Genomic DNA, 21,541 nt, shown 5'->3' with positions numbered 1-21,541 from the left:
TCGAAGCAGGAACGTCTTGGTCGACTTCCTTGCCTCTACCAGAGGCCCCGTTTCCGTAGCTGTCGAACCGTCAACTCCAGCCACAGAGCCTTGACAGGGCCGTCGGCCTGTTAACTTCGCGGCCTTGCATCGCAAAGGCGGTTGTTGCTTGACAGCACGAGGGCCCCTGAGGATCCTGTCTTACTGTCGTAGGACAATAGGAGAACACTGGTGATCGAGTTCGTGCTCGACGGCCGCTCTCGGGTGGCCACCTACATGCAGCTGGTACTCCAGGTCAAGCAGTCACTGCGGGTCGGACTGCTGGAGCCGGGAGACCAGCTGCCCAAGGTGCGCTCGGTGGCCCAGTCGCTGGCGATCAACCCGAACACGGTCCTGAAGGCCTATCGGGAACTGGAGATCGAAGGTCTGGCGGAGGGCCGGCCCGGAGTGGGCACCTTCATCGTGCGCACGCTGGCGGGACCGTCGCTGGTCAACCAGGCCGACCTGCGCGAGGACCTGGTGACCTGGCTGCGCAAGGCGCAGGCCGCCGGTCTGCCGCGCGAAGACATCGCCGCCCTGGTCGACACCACCATGCGGGCCACCCTCGACGACCCGGCCACCAAGGACATCTCATGAGCGAAGTGGGAGCACACATGACGGACACGGCGTTGGAAACTGACGCCCTGGGCAAGCGCTACGGGCGCACCTGGGCGCTGCGTGACTGCTCACTGGAGCTGCCGGCCGGGCGGATCGCCGCGCTGGTCGGGCCGAACGGGGCGGGCAAGTCCACCCTGCTGCACCTGGCCGTCGGCCTGCTGCAACCGGATGCGGGCCAGGTGCGGGTGTTCGGGCAGGACCCACGCGACAACACCTCGGTGTTGGCCGACATCGGATTCGTCGCCCAGGACACTCCGCTCTATGCGGACTTCACCACCACCGACCTGATCACCCTGGGCGGCAAACTCAACCGCCGTTGGGACGCCGCCCTCGCCCGCGACCGGTTCGCCCAGCTCGACCTCCCGTCGAACAAGCCGGTCGGCGAACTGTCCGGCGGCCAGCGCGCCCAGGTCGCCCTGGCCCTGGCGCTCGCCAAACGACCCCGGCTGCTGCTCCTCGACGAACCCATCGCCGCTCTGGACCCGCTGGCGCGCCATGAGTTCATGCAGACGCTGATGGGCGCCGTCGGCGAGACCGACACCACCGTCCTGCTCTCCTCGCACCTGCTGACCGACCTGGAACGCACCTGCGACTACCTGATCGTGCTGCAGACCGCGCAGGTCCAACTGGCCGGCTCCGTCGAGGACCTGCTCGCCGAGCACCGGACCTGGGTCGGCCCGCGCACCGGCGGCGACGCGGTCCCCGGCGGGGCGAAGGCCATCCGCTCCAGCCACACCGACCGGCAGTCCACCCTGCTCGTGCGCACCCAGGGCCGTCCGCTGGACGACCTCGCGTGGTCCGAGCACGAGGTGACCCTCGAAGACCTCGTCCTGGCCTACCTCAGCGCCGCCGCACGCCCGGCCCGTACCTCGATGGATGTGACCGCATGATCTGGCTCACCTGGCGCCAGCACCGCAAGCAGGCCCTGTTCACCGCGATAGCACTCGCCCTGCTCGCCGCCCTCCTGGTCCCCACCGGCCTGCGGATGCACCACGCCATGGACAGCTCCGGACTGGCCGACTGCCTGTCCAAGCTGGGTTCGGCCGAGCTCGTGTCGAACAACGACTGCCAGAAACTGAGCACGCAGTTCTCCAACCAGTTCACCGCCATGCCGTTCGTCAGCGTGCTGTTCGTGATGCTGCCGCTCCTGGTCGGGCTGTTCTTCGGTGCCCCGCTGATCGCCCGCGAGGTGGAGCACGGCACCCACCGGTTCGTGTGGACGCAGAGTGTCAGCCGCCGGCACTGGGCCCTCGCGAAGTTCGGTCTGATCGGCGCCGCCACGACGCTGCTCGCGGTCGTGTACGCGCTGGGCGTCTCCTGGTGGGCCGAGCCGCTGGCCGCCATGGGCAACGGACGGTTCACCTACATCATCTTCGACGTGCAGGGCATCGCACCCATCGGCTACACCCTGTTCGCGGTGGCCCTGGGCATCTTCGCCGGTACCGTCTGGCGCAAGGTGATGCCCGCCATGGCGGTCACCCTCGGCGGGTTCCTCGTGGTCCGCCTCGGCATCGAACTGCTGGCCCGCATCCACTACATGGCTCCCCGCGAGCTCGTCTACGCGGTCACCGGCAACCTGCAGCCGAACCCGAGCCTGAGCAACTGGGTCTCGTCCATGGGCGTGCGTGACGCCGCCGGCAAGCTCGTCCTGAGCGGCAGCCAGACGGGGTGCCCACCGGTCGGGACCAAGGCGGCTCCGGGGATGCCCGACGCCGACGCGTGCCTGAACCAGATGGGTCTGGGGCGCGACGCCTACAACTGGCAGCGCTACCAGCCCGGTGACCGCTTCTGGGCCTTCCAGGGCATCGAGACGGGCATCTTCGTCGCGCTGGCCGCCCTGCTGCTCTACCTCGCCGTCCGCCGCATCAGCCGCGTCGCCTGACCGAACGGCGGGCGCCGGGCCCTCGCATACGGGTACCGCCGGGTCATGCGACCCGGCGGTACCCGCCCCGTTGCCCGGGGGGCTCGCACCGGGCGACGACTCTCAGGATGACGTTCCGTAGCAGGTGGCGATGGCCGCGGCGCGGTCGTGCAGGGAGTCGCGCAACCACTGCGGGGCCAGGGCCTCCGCGCTCGTGGCGAGCTGCCACAGCGCCCATTCGGCGTGTCGCGGATCCTGGAAGGAGACTTCCAGCCGCAGCCGGCCGTCCGCGTCGGCTTCCTCCGTGTGGACGGCCAGCGCGGTGCCCACCAGCTCCTGCCGCCGCGCCGGGTCCACCCGTACCAGCGCGGTGACCTGGTCGCCGCCGGTCCGGAACCGCCTGCTGCGTTCCTGCCAGGCCCGGTCCAGATCGACGCGCTCCGGCCGCTGTGCCGGCTCGTCGAGTTCCTCGGCGGCCACGATCCGGGACAGCCGGTAGGTACGGTCCGCGCCGGACCTGGTGGCCAGCAGGTAGCCCTGCTCGCGCGCCGTGACCAGGCCGATCGGATCCACCGTGCGCCACGCCGGGTCCTGGTCCACCGCGGCGTAGCGGATGCGCAGCCTGTGTCCGGCGAACACCGCGCGCCGGATCTCGCCGACCACGGTGTCGGGCACCTCCTCGGCGACCAGCCGGCGCGCGAGGAGGTCGGTCTCCGGGTCGATGAGCAAGCGCTGAGCCGCTCCGGCCGCGGTGGCCCGGTAGCTCGCGGGCAGCGCGTCGACCACCTTGCGCATGGCGGAGGCGAGCGCCGAGCCGAGGCCGAACGCCTGCGCACCGCGCCGCGATCCGGCGACCAGCAGGGCAAGTGCCTCGTCGTGGTTGAGCCCGGTGAGCTCGGCCCGGAAACCGGGCAGCAGCGCGAACCCGCCGTGCCGACCGCGTTCGGCGTAGACCGGGACACCGGACGCGGACAGCGCGTCGATGTCGCGAAGCACGGTACGGGTGGACACCTCCAGCTCGCGGGCGAGTGTGGCCGCGGACAGCCGGCCGTGCTGCCGCAGCAGCAGCACCAGGGAGACCAACCGATCGGCACGCATACGAAAACAGTACTGAAATACACGACACATGATGTCGTGATTCGTTGGGAGGCTTCAGCACGAGACAGGTACGACGCAGGTACGACGCAGCTTGATCGCACACGAGAGGTGACCCGCATGGCACACGCCATCGTCAATCCGGACGGTCTGCACGACCCCGTCCCGTTCGGCTACAGCCACACCGCCACCGTCCCCGCGGGCACGGAACTGGTCTTCGTCGCGGGTCAGTACGGATCGGGCCGTGACGGCGCTGTCGTCTCGGCCGACTTCACCGAGCAGGTGCGGCAGACGTTCCGCAACATCGGCGTCGCCCTGGCCGCCCATGGACTCGACCTCAGCCACGTCGTCCAGCTCAGGACGTACGTGGTGAACCATGAGGTGAGCAAGCTCGGGCCGATCGGCAGGGTCGTACGGGAGAACTGGGGGGTGCGTCCGCCCACGCAGACCCTCATCGGTGTCGCGAGCCTGGCCGCGCCCGACGTGCTGTTCGAGGTCGAGGCCCTCGCCGCCCGGCCCTGACGCGGCCGACGTTGCGTCAACCGGAGGCGCCCCCGTGCACTCGGTGGGGTGAAGGGCGACCGGTGGCGATTGCCTGTCCGGCGAGTGGTCGTTGGTCGGTGCGTGACAGCGATCCAGGAGGCCGGGGTTCCGACCGGCCGGCGGCGCAGGACAGGTGACGGTCAGATCGAAGAATCGGTTCTTCTTGTGGACGGACCTCCGATCTTCGCCGCGCTCACCCGGCAGTGGCACCAGGCCGGGCGGATGGTGCCCGGCCAGAACGACCGTGAGTGGTCCGCACTGGTGGCCGCCGCACCGGGCGCCGTTGGTCACTGACCCGAGCGGGATGCCGGCCTTCCCCCCGGCATCCCGCAAACGGTCAAGGCCGCAAACGGTCAGGACCGCGCGGCCGGAACGGCCGCGTCGAGCGGACCGTCCCGTCGCGGTACCGCCTGCCGGCCCGGAATCAGGCCGACTTGATCATGTCGGCGCACTTCTCGCCGATCATCATCGTCGTGATGCACGGGTTGACCGCCGGCAGGACCGGCATCACCGAGGCGTCCGCCACCCGCAGCCCGGTGACGCCCTTGACCCGCAGCTGCGGGTCGAGCGGCGACCCGGGGTCGCCGACCGCGCCCATCCGCACGGTGCCCGCCGGGTGGTAGACCGTGTTGTGGGTCTTGCGGATGTAGTCCAGCAGCTCCTCGTCGGACTTCGCCGCAGGACCGGGGGCCAGTTCCGCGCCGGCCCAGTCGGCCATCGGGGACTGTGCGACGATCTCCCGCGCGAGGCGCAGCCCGTGGGTCATCACCCGCACGTCGTGCTCGTCGGTGAAGTAGCGCGGGTCGACGCGCGGCTTGTCCCGGGAGTCACGGGTCCGCAGCCTGACGGTGCCCATCGAGCGGGCCCGGGTGACGTTCGGCGTGAGGCAGAAGGCGTTCTCGGTCGTCGGGTAACCGTGGCGGTAGGTGTTCATGTCGAACGGCACCTGGCCGTAGTGGAACATCAGGTCCGGCCGGTCCAGGCCCTCCTGGGTGCCGGTGAAGATGCCGATCTCCCACCACTGGGTGGAGGTGGAGACCATGGGCTGCTTGGCCTCCCACATGACCAGGCCCTCGGGGTGGTCCTGGAGGTGGGAGCCCACGCCGGGGGAATCGACGAGGACGTCCACACCGGAGTCCTTGAGATGCTCGGCCGGGCCGATGCCCGACAGCATCAGCAGCTTGGGCGAGTCGATGGCTCCGCAGGCGACGATCACCTCGCGCCGCGCCCCGACCGCCAGGGTGTGGATGGTGTCGGGCGCCAGGTACTCCACACCCGTGCAGCGCTTGTCGCCGTCGAACGACAGCCGCTTGGCCTGCAGGCCGGTGCGGACCTCCAGGTTGGGCCGCTTGCCGAGGATCGGGTGCAGATAGGACACCGACGCGGAGGACCGGGTGCCGTCCTCGCGGGCGTTGATCTGGAACCAGTGCGCGCCGCGCACCACCGTGGTCCCGGTGTTGAACGGGGTGGTGGGGATTCCGGCCGCCGCGCAGGCCTCCAACAGCGCCGTGCCGCACGGATCGTTCGGCGGGACGTTGCGGATGGTGACCGGGCCCGAGCGGCCGTGGTGGTCGCCGGGTGCGTCGTTGGTCTCCAGCCGCTGGTAGAGCGGGAAGCAGTCCGCGGCGCTCCAGCCGGTGCAGCCCAGCGCCCCCCATTCGTCGAGGTCCTCCGCCGGCGCCCAGAAGGCGATGCAGGAGTTGTGCGAGGAGCAGCCGCCGAGCACCTTCGCGCGGGCGTGGCGCATGAAGCTGTTGCCGTTCTCCTGCGGTTCCACCGGGTAGTCCCAGTCGTAGCCGGACTCCAGCAGCCCCATCCACTTGTCGAGTCGCAGGATGTTGTCGTCACCGACGTCCGAAGGGCCGGCCTCCAGCACGCAGACGCTGACGCTCGGATCCTCGGTCAGCCGCGCGGCCACCACCGCGCCGGCTGTGCCGCCACCGACCACGACATAGTCGAACTCGTCCATGTCAGTTCTTCCTCGTTTCACAGTGCGTGCTCACGGTGCGCTCGTCCGGTCTGTCCGCCTACGGTGCGCCGTGGATCGCTCCCGGCGCCCCGCCGAAGGCGTGCTCGGAGAGCACGCCGGTCTTCTTGCGCTGGACGAACCAGTAGTAGGCGAAGCCGCCGATCGCGACGACGCTGACGAACAGGACGCCGCCCCAGCGCAGGTACCAGTGCTGGGGACCGGTGGCGTTGTAGACCTCGGGGCGCGGCCACAGGAGGTTGACGGTCATCGCGATGCCCCAGAGCACCGCCAGGAGGTTGACCGGCAGGCCCCAGCGGCCGAGGGAGAAGTGCTCGGTCGACGGCGTCCACTTCCCGCGCAGCCGCTGCGCCAGCATGGGCATGGTGACCATGAGATACGCGATGTAGATCATGATGATGGCGATGCTGGTGACGACCGAGAAGATCTGCGGCTGATTGATGTTGACGACCAGGATGGCGATCGCCACGATCCCGATCACACAGGTGGCCAGCACGGGCGTCTGGAACTTCGGGTGCAGTTTGGCGAGCTTCGAGCCGGCCGGCAGGTTGTTGTCCCGGGCCATCGCGAAAGCCAGCCGCAGCCCCGCGGTCTGGACGGACAGCGCGCACACGGTGATGGCGATGACGACGCACCACAGCACTGCCTGGCCGATCGTCTCACCGAGCACGGCCTTCACCACGTACTGCAGCCCGTCCACGGACAGCGCCTCGGCGTGCAGGTCAGGGGTGGACAGCAGCGCGAAGAGCAGGATCAGGCCGCCGAGGATGAAGGAGGCGATGAGCGCTCGCAGGATGGCGCGCGGAGCGTTGCGGGACGGGTCGATCGACTCCTCGCCGAGGGAGGAGGCGGTGTCGAACCCGTACATCACGTACGCCGACGCGAGCGAGGCGGTCAGGAAGGCGCCGAAGTACCCGAGCGGCATCCCCTGGCCAAGGCCCTCGGTCGTCATGATCGCGCTCGGGCCGCGGGTGATGTGTGCGGCCAGCAGCACGATCAGGACGACCGCGGCGATCAGCTCGATGAAGACCCCGGTGGAGTTGATGGTGGCCATCAGCTTCACCCCGAAGGCGTTCACCACGGTGGTGAAGACGATCAGGATGGTGCCGAGCAGCACGGCGTTGGCGGCCGCGTCGTACTTGCCGGTGCCGTCGCCGATGATCTGGAAGAAGCTGGAGATCTGCGGGAGCGTCAGCTGATAGGCCAGGGCCACGGCAGCCAGCGACACCATGGTCGCGACCGTCATCATCCAGCCCGCGAGCCAGCCGATGTGCGGGCCGCCGGTCTGCTTGGCCCAGTTGTAGACCGAGCCCGCGACGGGGAAGCGTGCGGCGAGTTCGCAGAAGCACAGAGCGACCATCAACTGGCCGATGAAGACCATCGGCCAGGACCACCAGTAGGCGGGCCCGCCGAAGCTGACGCCGAAGTAGAAGAGCTGGAAGGTGCCGGTCAGGATGGAGATGTAGCTGATGCCGGCGGCGAAGGTGTGGAAGTTGCCGAGGGTGCGCTTGAGGCCGGGCTTGTAGCCGAGCTCGGTGAGCGCCGCATCGTTGTCGACCTCAGCGCGCACGGGCTCCGGGGACGCGCCGGGGCCGCTCATTCGAACCACCGCTGCGGGCGCGGCGCGGTGTTGCGCCAGATGTGCTTGGCCTCCTGGTACTCGGCCAGTCCGGCCGGGCCCAGTTCACGGCCGACGCCGGACTGCTTCATACCGCCCCATTCCGCCTGCGGCACATAGGGATGGAAGTCGTTGATCCACACGGTTCCGGCGCGCAGCCGGGCGGCCACCCGGTGCGCACGTTCGCCGTCCTGCGTCCAGACCGCTCCGGCCAGGCCGTAGACGGTGTCGTTGGCGAGCGCGACCGCCTCCGCCTCGTCACGGAACCGCTCGACCGTCAGCACCGGGCCGAACGATTCGTCACGGACCACGGACATGTCCGAGGTGCACTCGTCCAGCACCGTCGGCGGGTAGTAGTAGCCGTCGGCCAGCGCCGGGTCCTCGGGCCGTGCACCGCCGCAGCGCAGCACCGCGCCCTCGTTCAGACCGGCCGCGACATACGCCTCGACCTTTTCGCGGTGCGCGGCGGAGATCAGCGGGCCGGTGCGGGCGTCCTTGTCGAAGGGGCCGCCGAGCCGGATCTCCTGGGCCCGTCGCACCACCTCGTCCACGAACGCGTCGTGCAGCTCGTCCTGGACCAGCAGCCGGGCGCCCGCCGAGCAGACCTGTCCGGAGTGCAGGAAGACCGCCATCAGGGCGTAGTCGACGGCCGTGTCGAACTCGGCGTCGGCGAAGACGATGTTGGGGTTCTTGCCGCCCAGTTCCAGGGCGATCTTCTTCACGGTGGGCGCGGCGGCGGCCATGATGCGCCGTCCGGTGAGCAGCCCGCCGGTGAAGGACACCAGGTCCACGCGCTCGTCCGTACTGAGCGGCGCTCCCGCGGTGGCCCCGGCGCCGAGCACCAGGTTGGCCGCTCCGTCGGGCAGCCCCGCCTCCTTCAGCAGCCCCATCAGGAGGATGGCGGTGTGCGGGGTCAGCTCGCTGGGCTTGAGCACGAAGGTGTTGCCGGCGGCCAGCGCCGGGGCCACCTTCCAGGCGGTCTGCAGCAGCGGGTAGTTCCACGGGGTGATCAGGGAGCAGACGCCGACCGGCTCGTGCACGACCCTGCTGTCCGTCTCCGGGTTGCCGGTGTCGATGACCCGGTCGGTGCCGCCCGAGGCGCCCAGGTTGCCGAAGTAGCGGAAGCAGTTGGCGATGTCGACCATGTCGTACTCGCTCTCCACCAGCCGCTTCCCGGTGTCCAGGGATTCGGCGCGGGCGAAGGCGGCCTTGTCGCGCTCCAGCAGGTCGGCGACGCGCAGCAGCAGCCGTCCGCGCTCGGCGGCCGGCGTGCCCGGCCAGGGTCCCTTGTCGAACGCCTCGCGTGCGGCGGCCACCGCGGCGGCGGCGTCCTCGGGACCCGCCTCGTCGACGGTGGCGACCAGCTTGCCGTCGGCCGGACAGCGGATCTCGCGCACCTGCCCCTCGGAGGCGGCGGTCCACTGGCCGCCGATGAACAGCTCCGGCATGAAGGCTCCTGTGCGGTTCGTGATGGGCTGTGCGGTCTTGTGACGGTCTGTTACCCGACACTAAGGCGGCCGCCCGGCAACCGCAGCACACAAACGGCCAACCGGACGGCATCCCTCCGCGTACCTCTCCACGAATCCGGAAACCATGCGCACCCGTGCGGCCTAATATCCCGTCACCATCCGGCGGGTGTACGGCGGCTCCGCCGCAGGTCAGTGCGGCGGAGTCCGGTGGTGAGGGTGACGAAGGGCCTCGACCCCGCATTCCGGGGCCGACGGGTCCGCGCGTTCACACGTGTTGCGGGGCTTCGTCCTTCAGCATCCCGCGCACGCCTTCGCGCAGCTCGCTGCCGTCCGTGTGCCCGTGGACCGACACGGCGTGCTCGGACGCCGCGCGGACGACTTCTTCCTCCTCGCCGGCGATGGTCAGCGTGCACCCGGATTCGCTCGGCATGTCGCGACAGTCGGCGACCTTACGCATGGCAAACCTCCAGTCCGCCCGGGGCGCCATGCCGTCGGCCTGCGAGCGCTGGGAGCGCTGGCGCCACGGTGGTGCGGGCGGCAGGCACTGGGGCCATATACCACAAATATAGGCATTCATCCCGAAGAGCACCAGGCGACGGCTGCTCTCAGGAGTCGAGCCAGTGCCGCCGCCCGAGGCTGATGATCCGGAGCTGACGGCGGGCGGTGGAGGTGATGCGCCTCTCGTCCTCCGGCGCGGCTTCCAGGAACTGGGACGCGGTGGTCACCATGTGATCGACATAGAGCTCGGCGAGCATCCGCATGTCGTCCGCCGCCCACCCCTCGGAGGCGGCCTGCAGGGCCAGGCCGGCGGCCACCTCGTCGGCGAAGTGCCGCAGCTGGAGGGCGATCGCCTCGCGGACCGGGCGGACCCCGCCGTGCCGCTCGCGGGCGATGAAGCGGATGTGCGGCCGGTGGTCGAGGACGTGACCGGCGATGATCTCGACCGTGCGGTCGATCAGCCGGTCCGGGTCGCGCTGCTCGGCCATCGCCGCCCGGATCACCGAGTGCAGGCTGCCGAGCGACTCCTCCACCAGGGCGACCCCGAGATCCGACAGGTCCTGGAAGTGCCGGTAGAACGCGGTGGGTGAGACGCCGACCGCGCGGGTGACCTCCCGCAGTCCGAGACTGCTCAGATTCTGGTGCTCCAGCAGGCCCAGCGCGGCATCCAGCAGGGCCTGGCGGGTCTGCTGCTTGCGGACTTGTCGGACGCCGACGGTGTGACTCATGTCATTCAGTAAACATGTGTTCTCCCAAATTCGCCAGGATAGACTCCTACTCAGTGAACAGTTGTTACCCGAACTCCCCAAGGAGGGACCGCACATGAGCCTCGTCGTACTCCTCGTGGCGATGGGCATCCTGATGGGCGCGGCCGCGCACGCCTCGCTCTCGGTCTTCACCGTCGCCTCGGCCCTGATCATCGCCTGGCTGCTGGCCTTCGGCGTCCGCGAGGGCATCGCCCGCGTCCGGAACCACCGCTGACCCGCGGGACCACCGCGGCCCGCACGCGCCACACCATCCAGCAAGGGGGAAACACCATGAACACCCAGCTCACCTCGACCGTCGCGCACCCGGCCCGCGAGCGCAGGGACGCCGACGGCATGGCCGTCGCCTCGTTCCTGCTCGGACTGCCGGGCCTGCTCGTCCTCAACCTCGTCCTCGGCCCCTGCGCCATCGCGCTGGCCTGCACCGCGCTCGCCAAGGGCACCCAGCGCCGCGGCCGCGCCCTGCTCGGCCTGGCCCTCGGCGTCGCGGACCTCGCCATCCTCCTGATCACGACGGTCGCCAGCGACGGCGTGCTCTGGCAGTTCGGCGGCTGACGACCGGCCCGACCGGCTTCGAATCCTCGTGCAGACATCTAGGCGTACCGACTGGTCGGTACTACCCTCTGGCCACGCCCCTGCAGGCGCATCCGCTCGGCACATCCGCATTCAGGAGGAGCCGCATGGCCACGCCCCCGTCGCTGCACGACGACGCCGACGCCGTCCCCCAGCCGCCCACCAGATCCCGGCCGGGCCTGGCGGCCCGCCTGTGGCACCGCGACCTGGCGCACTATCCCGCCACCGGCCCCCGTATGGCATACCTGGCGATCGTCGTCGTGACCACCGTCGTCCTGTACTACATGCTGTACATCCAGTACGCGGTCGCCACTTCGATCATCGCGCACTTCCACATGACGTACAGCTACTTCATCTGGGTCTCGGTCATCGGCAACGCGGTGGGAGCCTTCGCCTCACTGGCCGCCGGCCTCGCGGACCGCTGGGGACGCGCCAACATGGTCGTCTACGGGCTGCTGATCGCCGGGCTGCTCGTCCTGTTCGGACTGCCCAACGCCTCCTCCAAGGGCACCTACCTGGTCCTCTTCACCCTGGTGAGCTTCATCGAGGGCGTCGTCCTGGTCGCCACCCCCGCGCTCATCCGTGACTTCTCCCCGCAACTGGGGCGGGCCACCGCCATGGGGTACTGGACGATGGGGCCGGTGATCGGCAGCCTCGTCGTCACCACGGTCACCAGCCACACCCTCGACACGGCCAGCTGGCAGGACGAACTGCGCTACTCCGGCGCCTCCGGCCTCGTCGTCTTCGTCATCGCGCTGTTCGCGCTGCGCGAGCTCTCTCCCGCGCTCCGCGACCAGATCATGGTCAGCCTGCGCGACCGCACCCTGATCGAGGCCCGCGCCAAGGGCATGGACCCCCAGGCCGTCCAACAGGGGCACTGGCGCCAGATGCTCCGGCTGGACGTCGTCGGCTCGGCTTTCGCCATCAGCGTCTTCCTGCTGCTGTACTTCGCCGCCGTCGGGAACTTCGTCGTCTACTTCGCGACCGTGTTCGGCTACACCGAGCAGCGCGCCAACGCGGTGGCCAACTGGTACTGGGCCGCCAACGCCATCGCCCTGGTGGTGGCCGGCCTGCTGTCCGACCGGCTGCGGGTGCGCAAGCCGTTCATGGTCGTGGGAGCGCTCGGCTCGATCGTGGTCACCGCCGCGTTCGCGATGCGCGCCACCCACCCGGGCACCGACTACTACACGTTCGCCTGGCTGTTCGTCGGCATCGGCGTCTTCGCCGGGCTCGCCTACGCGCCGTGGATGGCGAGCTTCACCGAGACGGTCGAGAGGCACAACCCCGCCGGCACGGCCACCGGCCTGGCCATCTGGGGCTGGATCATCCGGGCCGTCGTCGCCGTCTCGGCCGCGTTCATCCCGGTCCTCGTCACGGCCGTCACGCCGCTGGTCGACCACGGCCACGAAGTCGCGGCGGCCCAGGTCCAGGCGGCCCCCGCCCTCGCCGTCGTCGGCGCCCACCAGGAGTTGTTCGCCGAACTCGGCAAGTATCCGCCGACCGCCATCCCGCCGGACCTCACTGCCCGCGCGGTGCGGGAGGTCGGTCCGGCCGACCTCGCGGTGGTCCAGAAGGCCCAGCCGCAACTGCAGTTGCTGCGGGAGCACGGACCGCAGGTGCAGAAGGCCGTGAAGGACGGCCCCGGGCAGTGGCGCACCTGGTGGTGGGTGTGTGTGGGCGGCCAGGTGCTCTTCCTTCCGTTCATCTTCGTGATGTCCGGACGGTGGAGCCCCAGGAAGGCCAAGCAGGACGACGAGGAGCACCGGCTCGCCGTCGACCGCGAAATGGCCGCCCTCACGGCGGAGCGCGCCTGACAGCAGCGACCCTTCCGTCCGCGTCACCGGGCCCCGGTGGCGCGGACGGAAGGGTCAGTGGACCCGTCGGTAGCTGGCGCCGTCCCGCGTCCGGGCCAGCAGGCCGCCCTCCACCAGGTAGCGCCGCAGCGCGGAGCTGTCCTCGTGCACCGTGTGCAGCGCCTCGTTGATCTCGCGCTCGGTGTATTCCCGGTCGCGCTCGAAGAGCGTCTCCGCCAGGTGCGCGAGCAACTGATCGCGGCGGGCGGCCTTGCGCGGGACCGCTACCAGCCTCCCCCGGGAGAACAGCTCGGACACCCCTCGTGAACTGCTCTGATCGTTGTCGGACATGAACAGGAGCCTCCTCCACCCGCCGATCCCCGGCAACGTGTTTTCGGGGCGGCGCAGGGCGGCGGAGAGCGGGAGCCGGCCGGTCGCTCAGGGGTGTGCGGGCCCGTGGACGCGCAGATGGGCCACCTCGTACGACATGGCCGTCACCCCTTTTTCGGGCGCCGGATGATACCGGCCGGCGGACACCGAAAGGTTCACGATCAGGTAGGCGTGCCAGCGGCGGCCCACCCCTTTCCTGTCGGCGAAGACCCGCGTGCCGTTGACCCACCAGATGACGGATCTCGCGCCGAACTCCACCTTCAGATCGACCCAGGCGCCCGGCCGGATCGACGCGTCGGAGTACGAACGGTGAGCGCCTCTGACGTGGTTCGTCAATTCCAGCAGATGCGGATTGTCGGGGTGGTATTCGAATACGTCGATCTCGTTTCCACCGTCCCGCCACGTCCAGATCGCCGGCCAGGCCCCGACCACTTCGGGCAGCCTGACCCGGGTCTCCAGAATGTCGCCGGTGCGGACGGTGAATTCCTCCGCACTGCCCTCCGTGGTCAACAGGCCCGTGTTCCAACGGCCGTCGGCACGGCGGGACGCCCGGAACGATCCGGTGCGGCAGTAGTCGGCGTCCGTCACGAGATGGTCGAGCTTGTCGTCCCCCGGATTGACCGGCCCGCCCTCCGGATAGGCCCATGAGCGGCCCGCGACCCACTGCTCCTCGCTGGAGAAGTCGGCCGCGAAGCGGGGGGAGCCCTCCGTCGGTGGTGGCCCGCCGGGGGCGGGAACGGAGGGCTTCGGCCCGAGTTTCTGGGTGAGCCATTCCCGGAGCACCGATCCGCGCTGGTTCACGGCGTCCCTCCTGTCGAAAAGGCGGGATGGATTGTCAACAGGGATTGTCAACCGCGTTTCATGCTAGGGGAATCATTTCCCGGCACGCCCATTCGGCGCTTGAAACCACTCGTACGAATGCGACTTGCGGGAAAGGGTCACCGGAGGGCGCGTGCGGTGTTGCGGCGCGCCCCGACCGGGGGCCGACGGCAGTTGGTCCTCAGTGGTCATGGGCCCCTCCACCATGTCGGGCAGGGCGGGAAGGTGGGTTCCGCACATGTCCGGTGCGCCGGGGCGCTCCTACGGTTTGCGCAACCAACCACCTCTGCGGGAGCCGGTCACCATGCGTTTGCCTACATCACGCACCACGAGCAGCAGATTCCTCCGCGGGCTGTCCCTGTTGGCCGTCAGCGCGGTGGTGGCCGGGTGCAGTGCCGCGGGGACGGCCGGCGGTTCGGCCCCGGACGGCGCGGAGTCCGCCGCCGTCAAGGTCGGTCTCGTCTACTCCCGCAGCGGGCCGCTCGCCGCTTACGGGAAGCAGTACCGGGAGGGCTTCACCGCGGGCCTCGCCTATGCCACCCACGGCACCGGCAAGGTCGGCGGCCACACCGTCGAGGTCGTCGAGCAGGACGACGCGGGTGATCCGGCCAAGGCCGTCGCCGAGGCCAAGAGCCTGCTCGGCAAGGGCGTCAGGATCCTGGCGGGGACGACGGACTCGGGGGTGGCCCTGCAGATGGCGCCGCTGGCGGCGCAGAACCGCGTCCTGTTCATCAGCGGCCCCGCGGCGACCGACGCGGTGACCGGGATCAACCAGTACACCTTCCGCTCGGGGCGCCAGTCCTACCAGGACATCCTCACCGCCGGCTCGCTGCTCGGCGATCCCGCGGGCAGGAAGGTGACCGTGCTGGCCCAGAACTCCGCGTTCGGGCAGGCCAACGTGGCCGCGGTGAAGGCCGTACTGGGCGCCCGCGGGGCACGCGTGAGCTCCGTCCTGGCACCGCCCGGTGCCGGTGACCTCACCCCGTTCGCCCAGCAGGTGAAGGCCGGGAAGCCGGATCTGGTCTTCGTGGCGTGGGCCGGCGCCTCCGCCCCGGCCCTGTGGACGGCGCTGAACCAGCAGGGGGTGCTGGACGCCGCCAAGGTGGTGACCGGACTGGCCGGCACCGCCTCGTACCCGGTGTTCGGCCCCGCCGGCGGCAAGGTGTCCTTCCTGGCGCACTACTTCCCCGGCGCGGCCGCCAACCCGGTGGAGACCGCGATGCTCGACGGCATCACCAAGGCGGGCGGGACGCCCGACCTGTTCAGTCCCGACGGCTTCACCGCGGCCCAGATGGTCGTACGCGCCATCGGGTCCGGCAGCGCCACCGACACCGCGGCAATGGTGAAGGCGCTGGAGGACTGGACCTTCGAGGGGCCCAAGGGCAGTGAGCGGATCCGCGCCCAGGACCACGCCCTGCTGCAGCCGATGTTCACCGCCCGACTGACCGGGACGACCGCGGCCGCCGCACCGCAGCGGCTCTCGACGCTGCCCATGACGGCGGTCACGCCCCCGGTGAAACCGATGGCGGGCTGACTATGACCTCCGCCACCCGCACACCGCAGGGCGCCGGAAACCGTTCAGGCACCACCCCCGCTCCGGTGCTCCGGCTCGACGGGGTCGGCTGGACCGTGGGCGGCGCCATCATCGTCGAGGACGTCTCCTTCGACGTGCACGAGGGCGAGTTCCTCGCCTTCATCGGTCCCAACGGGGCCGGCAAGACCTCCCTGTTCAACCTCGTCAGCGGACTCGTCCCGGCCACCCGGGGCACCATCGTGCTCGACGGTGCCGACATCACCGCCGAGTCCGTACCGGCCAGGGCGCGGCGCGGTCTCGGCCGGACCTTCCAGACCTCCAGCCTGTGGCCGGCGATGACGGTGGCCGACCACGTACGGCTGGCGGCGCAGGCCGCCGCGGGAGGCTCGTACCGGATCTGGCGGCGCGCCGCCCGCCATCAGCGGCAGGTCGACGAGGTGCTGGAGCGCACCGGTCTGCGGCAGCGCGCCGAAGCACCGGCCGCGAGCCTGTCGCACGGCGAGAAGCGCAAACTCGAACTGGCGGTGCTGCTCGTCGGGGAGCCGCGGCTGATGCTCCTGGACGAGCCGATGGCCGGCGTCAGCGCCGAGGAGGTCCCCGCGCTGACCGACCTCATCCGCTCCCTGCACCGGGACGAGGGCCGCACCGTACTGATGGTCGAACACCATATGGAAGTGCTGCTGGGCCTGGCCGACCGGCTCGCCGTGATGCACCACGGCACGCTCCTCGCGCTGGACACCCCGCGGGCAGTGATGGAGGACGCCACCGTGCAGCAGGCCTACCTCGGGGAGGCGCTGTGAGCGCGCCGTCGGCACCCCTGCTGGTGGTGCGCGACCTGCGGGTCGTCATCGGCGGCCGGCACATCCTGCACGGCGTCGACCTCGATGTCGCCGCCGCCGGGGTGACCGCCCTGCTGGGCCGCAACGGCGCGGGCAAGACCACCACGGTGCGCGGCGTCCTCGGACTCGTCCCGCGCACCGGCAGCGTCCTGCTCGACGGCGAGCAGACGGTCCGGCTGGCCACCCACACCCTGGTCCGCCGCGGCATCGGCTACGCACCCGAGGACCGCGGGGTCTTCGCCGGCCTCACGGTCGCGGAGAACCTGCGGCTCGCCGAGCGGCGGGGGGCCGGCGAACCCGCCTACGGCCTGGTGCACGAGCTCTTCCCGGAACTGCGGCAGCGCGCCCGGCAGGCGGCCGGAACGCTCTCCGGCGGACAGCAGCAGATGGTCGCCATCGGGCGCACCCTGCTGAACGGGAACCGGCTGATCATCGCCGACGAGCCGACCAAGGGCCTCGCGCCCCGCGTGGTCACCGAGGTGGCCCAGGTGCTGGAACGCGCCGCGCAGGCCGTACCCGTCCTGCTCGTGGAACAGAACCTCTCCATGGTGCGCCGGCTCGCCGAGCACTGCGTCGTCCTGGCCGACGGCCGCACCTCCCACCGCGGCCCCGCCGCGGACCTGCTCGCCGACCCCGATGCCATGCGCCGCCTGCTGGGCGTCGGACGGGGCGGCGGAACACCGGCCGGGGCCGTGCGCCCCGAGGAGGACGGCGTCTGATGCCCACCGTCGTGCTGCTCGCCCTCACCGGGCTCGGACTGGGAGCCCTGTACTTCCTCGTCGCCTCCGGACTCTCCCTCATCTTCGGGCTGATGGACGTCCTGAACTTCGCCCACGGCGCACTGCTGTCGATCGGCGCCTACGGCACCTGGTGGGCCGCCTCCGGGCACCTTCCGGGAGCCGGATCCGGCGGGTTCGGGTTCGTCCTGGCCGTCGCCTTCGGCACCGGTACGGGGGCCCTGGCCGCCGTACTCCTCGAACTGGCCCTGATCCGCCCGCTGTACGCACGCCCCCGTGAGCAGGTCCTCGCCACCGTCGGCGTCGGACTGGCCGTGCCCGCGCTGCTCTCCGCGATCTGGGGAGCCGACGCACGCCCCTTCCCCGGACCGCGGGCACTGTCGGGCACGTTCGAACTGCTGGGCGCCCACATCCCCGTCAACCGCCTGGTCCTGACGGGCGTTGCCGTCATCGTGCTCGCCGCCCTGAAGCTCTTCCTCGGCGGGACCCGGCACGGGCTCGTCGTCCGCGCCGGGGTCGAGGACCGGGCCATGGTCACGGCACTGGGCATCGACGTACGCCGGGCCTTCACCCTGGTCTTCGCCATCGGCGGGGCCGCGGCCGCGCTGGCGGGCGCCCTCAGCTGCCTGTACTTCGGATCCGTCGACCCCGGGCAGGGCACCTCGCTGCTCATCTTCGCGTTCGTCGTGGTCGTGATGGGCGGCATGGGCTCCGTCACCGGCGCCGCACTGGCCTCGGTCGCGGTCGGCCTCGTCCAGCAGTTCGCCAACTACTACACCACCGCGGGACTCGGCGACCTCGCCGTGGTCGTGCTGCTCGCCGCGCTGCTCCTCGTCCGGCCGCGCGGCCTCACCGGGAGACTCGCGTGACCACCACGATCCAGACACCGGACCCCGTCCGCGAACGCCCCACCACCGCCGCCCGCGGTCGAGGCCGCCGGGTCACCCGCTGGTGGCCGGCCGTCGTACTGCTGGTGCTGCTCACCGCTCCGTACAGCGCCCTGCCCCTGCCGGGCCTGCTGGACGGTCCGATCGGCAGCCCCGGCAGCCTGCAACTGCTCGCCCTGTGCCTGGTCTTCGGGGCACTGGCCACCGGCTACGACCTGCTGCTGGGCCGAACGGGGCTGCTCTCCTTCGGGCACGCCCTGTACTTCGCCGCCGGCAGCTACGCCACCAACACGATCATGCTGGAGGCCGGGCTGCCCTTCCTCACCTCGGCACTCCTGGCGCTGCTCTTCGGCACGGCGCTGGCCGCGCTGCTGGGATCGGTCGGCCTGCGGGTGAGCGGTATCGGCTTCTCGATGGTGACGCTGGCGTTCGCCCAGGCCGGGTCGATCCTCGTGCAACGCGACCCGGGCGGCCTCACCGGCGGGGAGGAGGGGCGCGCCGCCCCCGCGGACCGGTTGCCCGCCTCCCTGGTGGGTATCGACAACACCGTCAACCTGTACTGGATCGCCCTGGCCTATCTGGTCGTCACGCTGGTCGCCGTCCATTGCGCGGTGCGTTCTCCCACCGGCCGGGTGTGGGAGGGCATCAAGGAGAACGAGCGCCGGGTGGAGGTGCTGGGACTGCGGCCCTACGGCTTCAAACTCGTGGCGTTCGTCCTGTCGGGCGCCCTGGCGGCACTCGGCGGCATCGTCTACCTGCTGCTGACCGGTGGGGCCACCCCGCAGACCACCACCTCCAACTTCACCCTGTCGCTGCTGGTGATGGTGGTCCTGGGCGGATCCGGCTCCCGCTGGGGGCCGCTCGTCGGCGGGGTCCTGTACACCTGGGCCGACCACCGCCTCGGCGACCTGGCCGGATCCGGCGCGGTGGCCGGGCTGCCCGCGGTACTGCGCGTGCCGCTCTCCCAGCCCCTGTTCCTGCTCGGCGCCGTCTTCGTCGCGGTGGTGTACCTGCTGCCCGGCGGCGTGGTGCGGCTGCCGGAACGGATCCGGGCCACACGGTCCGCACGCGTCACCGGCCGCACCCCGACCGCCGCCGAACCCGCCGAACGGAAAGAGACCCCCACGCCATGACGCAGAAGCCCACCGCCGCCGTCGAGCCGGCGGCGTTCGAGGAGTTCACCGTTCCCGTCGAGGGAGGGGAACTCGCCGTACTGTGCTGGCCGGCGACCGTCCCGGACGCGCCGGTGGTGCTGGCGCTGCACGGGATCACCGGCAACGCCCTGTCGTGGTCGCGCGTCGCCCACCACCTGGCGGGCCGCGTCACCCTGCTCGCCCCCGACCTGCGCGGGCGAGCAGGCAGTGCCGCGCTGCCGGGACCGTACGGGATCGCCCGCCACGCCGATGACGCGGCGGCCCTTGCGGCGGCGATCGGGGCGCGGCGCCTGCTGCTGGCCGGGCACTCCATGGGCGCCTTCGTGGCGGCGGTGGCGGCGGTGCGCCACCCGGACCGGTTCTCCGCCCTGCTGCTGGTGGACGGCGCGGTGGGTTTTCCGGCCCCGCTGGAGCTGGCACCCGACGAGCTGATCACGGCGGTGATCGGACCGGCCATGAGCCGGCTGTCGATGACCTTCCCGGACCGCGCCGCCTACCGTTCCTTCTGGCAGGCGCATCCGGCCTTCGTCTCCTCCTGGGGACCTTGGGTGGACGACTACGTCCAGCGCGACCTGGTGGGGCGGGAGCCGGAACTGCGGTCCTCCTGCCGTATCGAGGCGGTCCGCACCGACGGCGTCGACCTGTTCTCCGCGGACGTCCTGGCCGCCGTCCACCACCTGCCGGGTCACGCCCGGCTGTTGTGGGCGGAGCGCGGGCTGATGGACGAGCCGCAGGGGCTGTACGACGAGGGGCGCCTGGCCGCGGCCGGCCTGGACCATCCGAACGTCACCCCGCTGATGCTGGCGGACACCAACCACTACACCATCCTCATCGGCGACGACGGCGCCCGCAGCGTGGCCCGGCACCTCGTGGAAATGGCAGGTTCGTCATGACCGCATCCGTCCTGCGCGGCTTCTTCCGGCGTCTCAACGCGATCGTCGTTCTCGGACTCCTCGCCGCCGGGCTGGTGAGCGGACCGGCCGCGGCGGCGGGCGGCACCTACCAGCAGGTCACCGGATTCGGCTCCAACCCGGGCAATCTGACGATGTACCAGTACACGCCAGGAAACCTTCCCGCCGGTGCCCCGCTGGTCGTCGCGCTGCACGGCTGCACACAGACCGCGAACGACTACCACACGCGCTCGGGCTGGCAGAAGTACGCCGACCTGTGGGGATTCGCCGTGGTCTACCCGCAGACCGGCGCGGCCAACAACAGCCTTTCGTGTTTCAGTTGGTTCGACGCGGCGAAGGACACCCGCGGACGCGGTGAGGCGGCGTCGGTGCTGCAGATGGTGAATCACGCCCGGACACAGCTCGGTTCCGACAGCCACCGGATCTTCGTCACCGGCCTGTCCGCGGGCGGCGGCATGGCGGCCGACCTGCTCGCCGACTACCCCGACGTGTTCGCCGGCGGGGCTGTCGACTCCGGGCTGCCCGCCCAGTGCGCCACCAGCCAGAACGCCGCCTCCTCCTGCCAGAACACCAACCAGGGCCTCACCCCCGCGCAGTGGGGCGACAAGGCCCGCGGCTCCTTCCCCGGATACACCGGGCCGTGGCCGCGCGTCGCGATCTGGCAGGGCACGTCCGACCCCACCGTCAAACCGGTCAACGCCACCGAGCTGCGCGACCAGTGGACCGACGTGCACGGCATCGGCCAGACCCCGTCCGGTACGCGGAACCTGCCCGGCAACACCACCGTGAGCGACTACTCCGACAGCGCGGGCCGTCCGGTCGTCGCGGTGTACTCGATATCCGGCATGGGTCACGGGCTGGCCGTGAACCCCGGTTCCGGCGCCGACCAGTGCGGAACCGCCGGCGCCTACTTCCTCGACACCATCTGCTCCAGCTACCACACCGCCGTGTTCTGGGGCCTGGACGGCTCCCCCACCGCGCCCGGTCCGCTTCCGGCGCCGACCGGCGTACGGGTCACCGCGACCACCGCCGGCACCGCGTCCCTGACCTGGAACGCGGTCGACGGCGCCGTCTCGTACTCCGTCCGGCGCGACGGCACCGCCGTGGGATCCACCGCGTCGGCGTCGTACACCGACAGCGGGCTGGCCCCCGGCACCGCCTACGGCTACACCGTCGCCGCGGTCGACTCCTCCGGTGCCGCCGGAGCCGTCTCCACGACGGTCACGGCGACGACCACCGGGGCCGCACCCCGGTGCTTCACCGCCAGTAACTACAGCCAGGTCGCGGCCGGGCGCGCGCACCAGAGCGGTGGTTACGCCTACGCCAACGGCTCGAACCAGAACATGGGCCTGGACAACGTCTTCGTCACCCACACCCTCCGGGAAGCCCCGACCGGCTACTTCGTCATCGCCGACGCGGGCTGTCCCGCCTGA

General features: G+C 70.8%; 23 protein-coding genes. 15 read left to right on the top strand and 8 right to left on the bottom strand.

Annotation, left to right across the window (positions count from 1 at the left end):
• Positions 1–210: 210 nt before the first annotated feature.
• From O3X23_RS30315 to O3X23_RS30305, 3 genes are read left to right on the top strand one after another with little or no spacing between them, the layout of a single operon-like run.
• Entirely contained in the window at positions 211–615 is a 405-nt protein-coding gene (locus tag O3X23_RS30315) for a GntR family transcriptional regulator (protein ID WP_269275130.1), read from the top strand.
• Complete coding sequence (locus O3X23_RS30310) at positions 612–1,526, top strand: ABC transporter ATP-binding protein (protein ID WP_269275128.1); 915 nt, start codon at positions 612–614, stop codon at positions 1,524–1,526. The genes O3X23_RS30315 and O3X23_RS30310 overlap by 4 nt, the downstream gene beginning before the upstream one ends.
• Positions 1,523–2,518, top strand: coding sequence for an ABC transporter permease (locus tag O3X23_RS30305; RefSeq protein WP_269275126.1), 996 nt, complete (start codon positions 1,523–1,525; stop codon positions 2,516–2,518). Before O3X23_RS30310 ends, O3X23_RS30305 begins: the two co-directional genes overlap by 4 nt.
• A gap of 102 nt (positions 2,519–2,620) precedes the next feature.
• Here O3X23_RS30305 and O3X23_RS30300 read toward each other — a convergent pair whose 3' ends face one another.
• Complete coding sequence (locus O3X23_RS30300) at positions 2,621–3,595, bottom strand: helix-turn-helix transcriptional regulator (RefSeq protein ID WP_269275124.1); 975 nt, start codon at positions 3,593–3,595, stop codon at positions 2,621–2,623.
• 117 nt (positions 3,596–3,712) lie between these two features.
• On the opposite strand from O3X23_RS30300, the gene O3X23_RS30295 reads away from it, so the two are divergent.
• Together O3X23_RS30295 and O3X23_RS30290 are read left to right on the top strand one after the other, a co-directional pair.
• Positions 3,713–4,114 (top strand): RidA family protein, encoded by a 402-nt coding sequence (locus O3X23_RS30295; RefSeq protein WP_269275122.1) that lies wholly within the window; start codon positions 3,713–3,715, stop codon positions 4,112–4,114.
• Positions 4,115–4,300: 186 nt separating this feature from the next.
• Complete coding sequence (locus tag O3X23_RS30290) at positions 4,301–4,429, top strand: hypothetical protein (RefSeq protein WP_269275120.1); 129 nt, start codon at positions 4,301–4,303, stop codon at positions 4,427–4,429.
• A 130-nt stretch (positions 4,430–4,559) separates the two neighbouring features.
• Here O3X23_RS30290 and O3X23_RS30285 read toward each other — a convergent pair whose 3' ends face one another.
• The 5 genes from O3X23_RS30285 to O3X23_RS30265 form a co-directional block, all read right to left on the bottom strand.
• A complete protein-coding gene (locus O3X23_RS30285; RefSeq protein WP_269275118.1) occupies positions 4,560–6,104 on the bottom strand; it encodes a GMC family oxidoreductase in 1,545 nt (514 codons plus the stop codon).
• Between the two features lie 58 nt (positions 6,105–6,162).
• Complete coding sequence (locus O3X23_RS30280; RefSeq protein WP_269275116.1) at positions 6,163–7,722, bottom strand: APC family permease; 1,560 nt, start codon at positions 7,720–7,722, stop codon at positions 6,163–6,165.
• Positions 7,719–9,188 (bottom strand): aldehyde dehydrogenase family protein, encoded by a 1,470-nt coding sequence (locus O3X23_RS30275; protein WP_269275114.1) that lies wholly within the window; start codon positions 9,186–9,188, stop codon positions 7,719–7,721. The genes O3X23_RS30280 and O3X23_RS30275 overlap by 4 nt, the downstream gene beginning before the upstream one ends.
• 286 nt (positions 9,189–9,474) lie before the next feature.
• Complete coding sequence (locus tag O3X23_RS30270) at positions 9,475–9,666, bottom strand: DUF1059 domain-containing protein (RefSeq protein ID WP_269275112.1); 192 nt, start codon at positions 9,664–9,666, stop codon at positions 9,475–9,477.
• Positions 9,667–9,814: 148 nt separating this feature from the next.
• Complete coding sequence (locus O3X23_RS30265; RefSeq protein ID WP_269275110.1) at positions 9,815–10,435, bottom strand: TetR family transcriptional regulator; 621 nt, start codon at positions 10,433–10,435, stop codon at positions 9,815–9,817.
• A 94-nt stretch (positions 10,436–10,529) separates the two neighbouring features.
• On the opposite strand from O3X23_RS30265, the gene O3X23_RS30260 reads away from it, so the two are divergent.
• The 3 genes from O3X23_RS30260 to O3X23_RS30250 all read left to right on the top strand — a co-directional run bounded on the left by O3X23_RS30260 (position 10,530) and on the right by O3X23_RS30250 (position 12,858).
• Positions 10,530–10,688 carry a hypothetical protein gene (locus O3X23_RS30260; RefSeq protein ID WP_269275108.1) on the top strand — a complete coding sequence of 53 codons (159 nt, stop codon included), beginning with the start codon at positions 10,530–10,532 and terminating at the stop codon, positions 10,686–10,688.
• Positions 10,689–10,744: 56 nt separating this feature from the next.
• A complete protein-coding gene (locus O3X23_RS30255; protein ID WP_269275104.1) occupies positions 10,745–11,026 on the top strand; it encodes a DUF4190 domain-containing protein in 282 nt (93 codons plus the stop codon).
• A 125-nt stretch (positions 11,027–11,151) separates the two neighbouring features.
• Positions 11,152–12,858 carry an MFS transporter gene (locus tag O3X23_RS30250; RefSeq protein ID WP_269275102.1) on the top strand — a complete coding sequence of 569 codons (1,707 nt, stop codon included), beginning with the start codon at positions 11,152–11,154 and terminating at the stop codon, positions 12,856–12,858.
• A 54-nt stretch (positions 12,859–12,912) separates the two neighbouring features.
• Here the strand turns inward: O3X23_RS30250 and O3X23_RS30245 are convergent, their stop codons facing one another.
• Together O3X23_RS30245 and O3X23_RS30240 are read right to left on the bottom strand one after the other, a co-directional pair.
• Positions 12,913–13,188 carry a DUF2087 domain-containing protein gene (locus tag O3X23_RS30245; RefSeq protein WP_269275100.1) on the bottom strand — a complete coding sequence of 92 codons (276 nt, stop codon included), beginning with the start codon at positions 13,186–13,188 and terminating at the stop codon, positions 12,913–12,915.
• Positions 13,189–13,275: 87 nt separating this feature from the next.
• Positions 13,276–14,028: a family 16 glycosylhydrolase gene (locus tag O3X23_RS30240; protein ID WP_269275098.1), complete on the bottom strand. Its 753-nt coding sequence runs from the start codon at positions 14,026–14,028 to the stop codon at positions 13,276–13,278.
• 322 nt (positions 14,029–14,350) lie between these two features.
• Between O3X23_RS30240 and O3X23_RS30235 the strand changes: the two genes are divergently transcribed.
• Genes O3X23_RS30235 through O3X23_RS30205 form a run of 7 tightly spaced genes read left to right on the top strand, consistent with a single transcriptional unit; the run spans position 14,351 to position 21,541 of the window.
• On the top strand, positions 14,351–15,580 hold the full coding sequence (locus O3X23_RS30235) for a substrate-binding domain-containing protein (RefSeq protein WP_269275097.1): 1,230 nt from the start codon (positions 14,351–14,353) through the stop codon (positions 15,578–15,580).
• A 2-nt stretch (positions 15,581–15,582) separates the two neighbouring features.
• Positions 15,583–16,380, top strand: a complete 798-nt coding sequence (locus tag O3X23_RS30230) for an ABC transporter ATP-binding protein (protein ID WP_269275094.1) — start codon at positions 15,583–15,585, stop codon at positions 16,378–16,380.
• A complete protein-coding gene (locus O3X23_RS30225; RefSeq protein WP_269275092.1) occupies positions 16,377–17,138 on the top strand; it encodes an ABC transporter ATP-binding protein in 762 nt (253 codons plus the stop codon). The genes O3X23_RS30230 and O3X23_RS30225 overlap by 4 nt, the downstream gene beginning before the upstream one ends.
• On the top strand, positions 17,138–18,025 hold the full coding sequence (locus O3X23_RS30220) for a branched-chain amino acid ABC transporter permease (protein WP_269275090.1): 888 nt from the start codon (positions 17,138–17,140) through the stop codon (positions 18,023–18,025). Before O3X23_RS30225 ends, O3X23_RS30220 begins: the two co-directional genes overlap by 1 nt.
• A complete protein-coding gene (locus tag O3X23_RS30215; protein WP_443048019.1) occupies positions 18,022–19,176 on the top strand; it encodes a branched-chain amino acid ABC transporter permease in 1,155 nt (384 codons plus the stop codon). Before O3X23_RS30220 ends, O3X23_RS30215 begins: the two co-directional genes overlap by 4 nt.
• Complete coding sequence (locus O3X23_RS30210; protein ID WP_269275088.1) at positions 19,173–20,090, top strand: alpha/beta fold hydrolase; 918 nt, start codon at positions 19,173–19,175, stop codon at positions 20,088–20,090. The genes O3X23_RS30215 and O3X23_RS30210 overlap by 4 nt, the downstream gene beginning before the upstream one ends.
• On the top strand, positions 20,087–21,541 hold the full coding sequence (locus O3X23_RS30205; protein ID WP_269275085.1) for an extracellular catalytic domain type 1 short-chain-length polyhydroxyalkanoate depolymerase: 1,455 nt from the start codon (positions 20,087–20,089) through the stop codon (positions 21,539–21,541). Before O3X23_RS30210 ends, O3X23_RS30205 begins: the two co-directional genes overlap by 4 nt.

This window comes from Streptomyces sp. H39-S7, from assembly GCF_027158205.1.
GTDB lineage: Bacteria > Actinomycetota > Actinomycetes > Streptomycetales > Streptomycetaceae > Actinacidiphila.
This window is presented reverse-complemented; position numbering and strand designations above follow the sequence as displayed.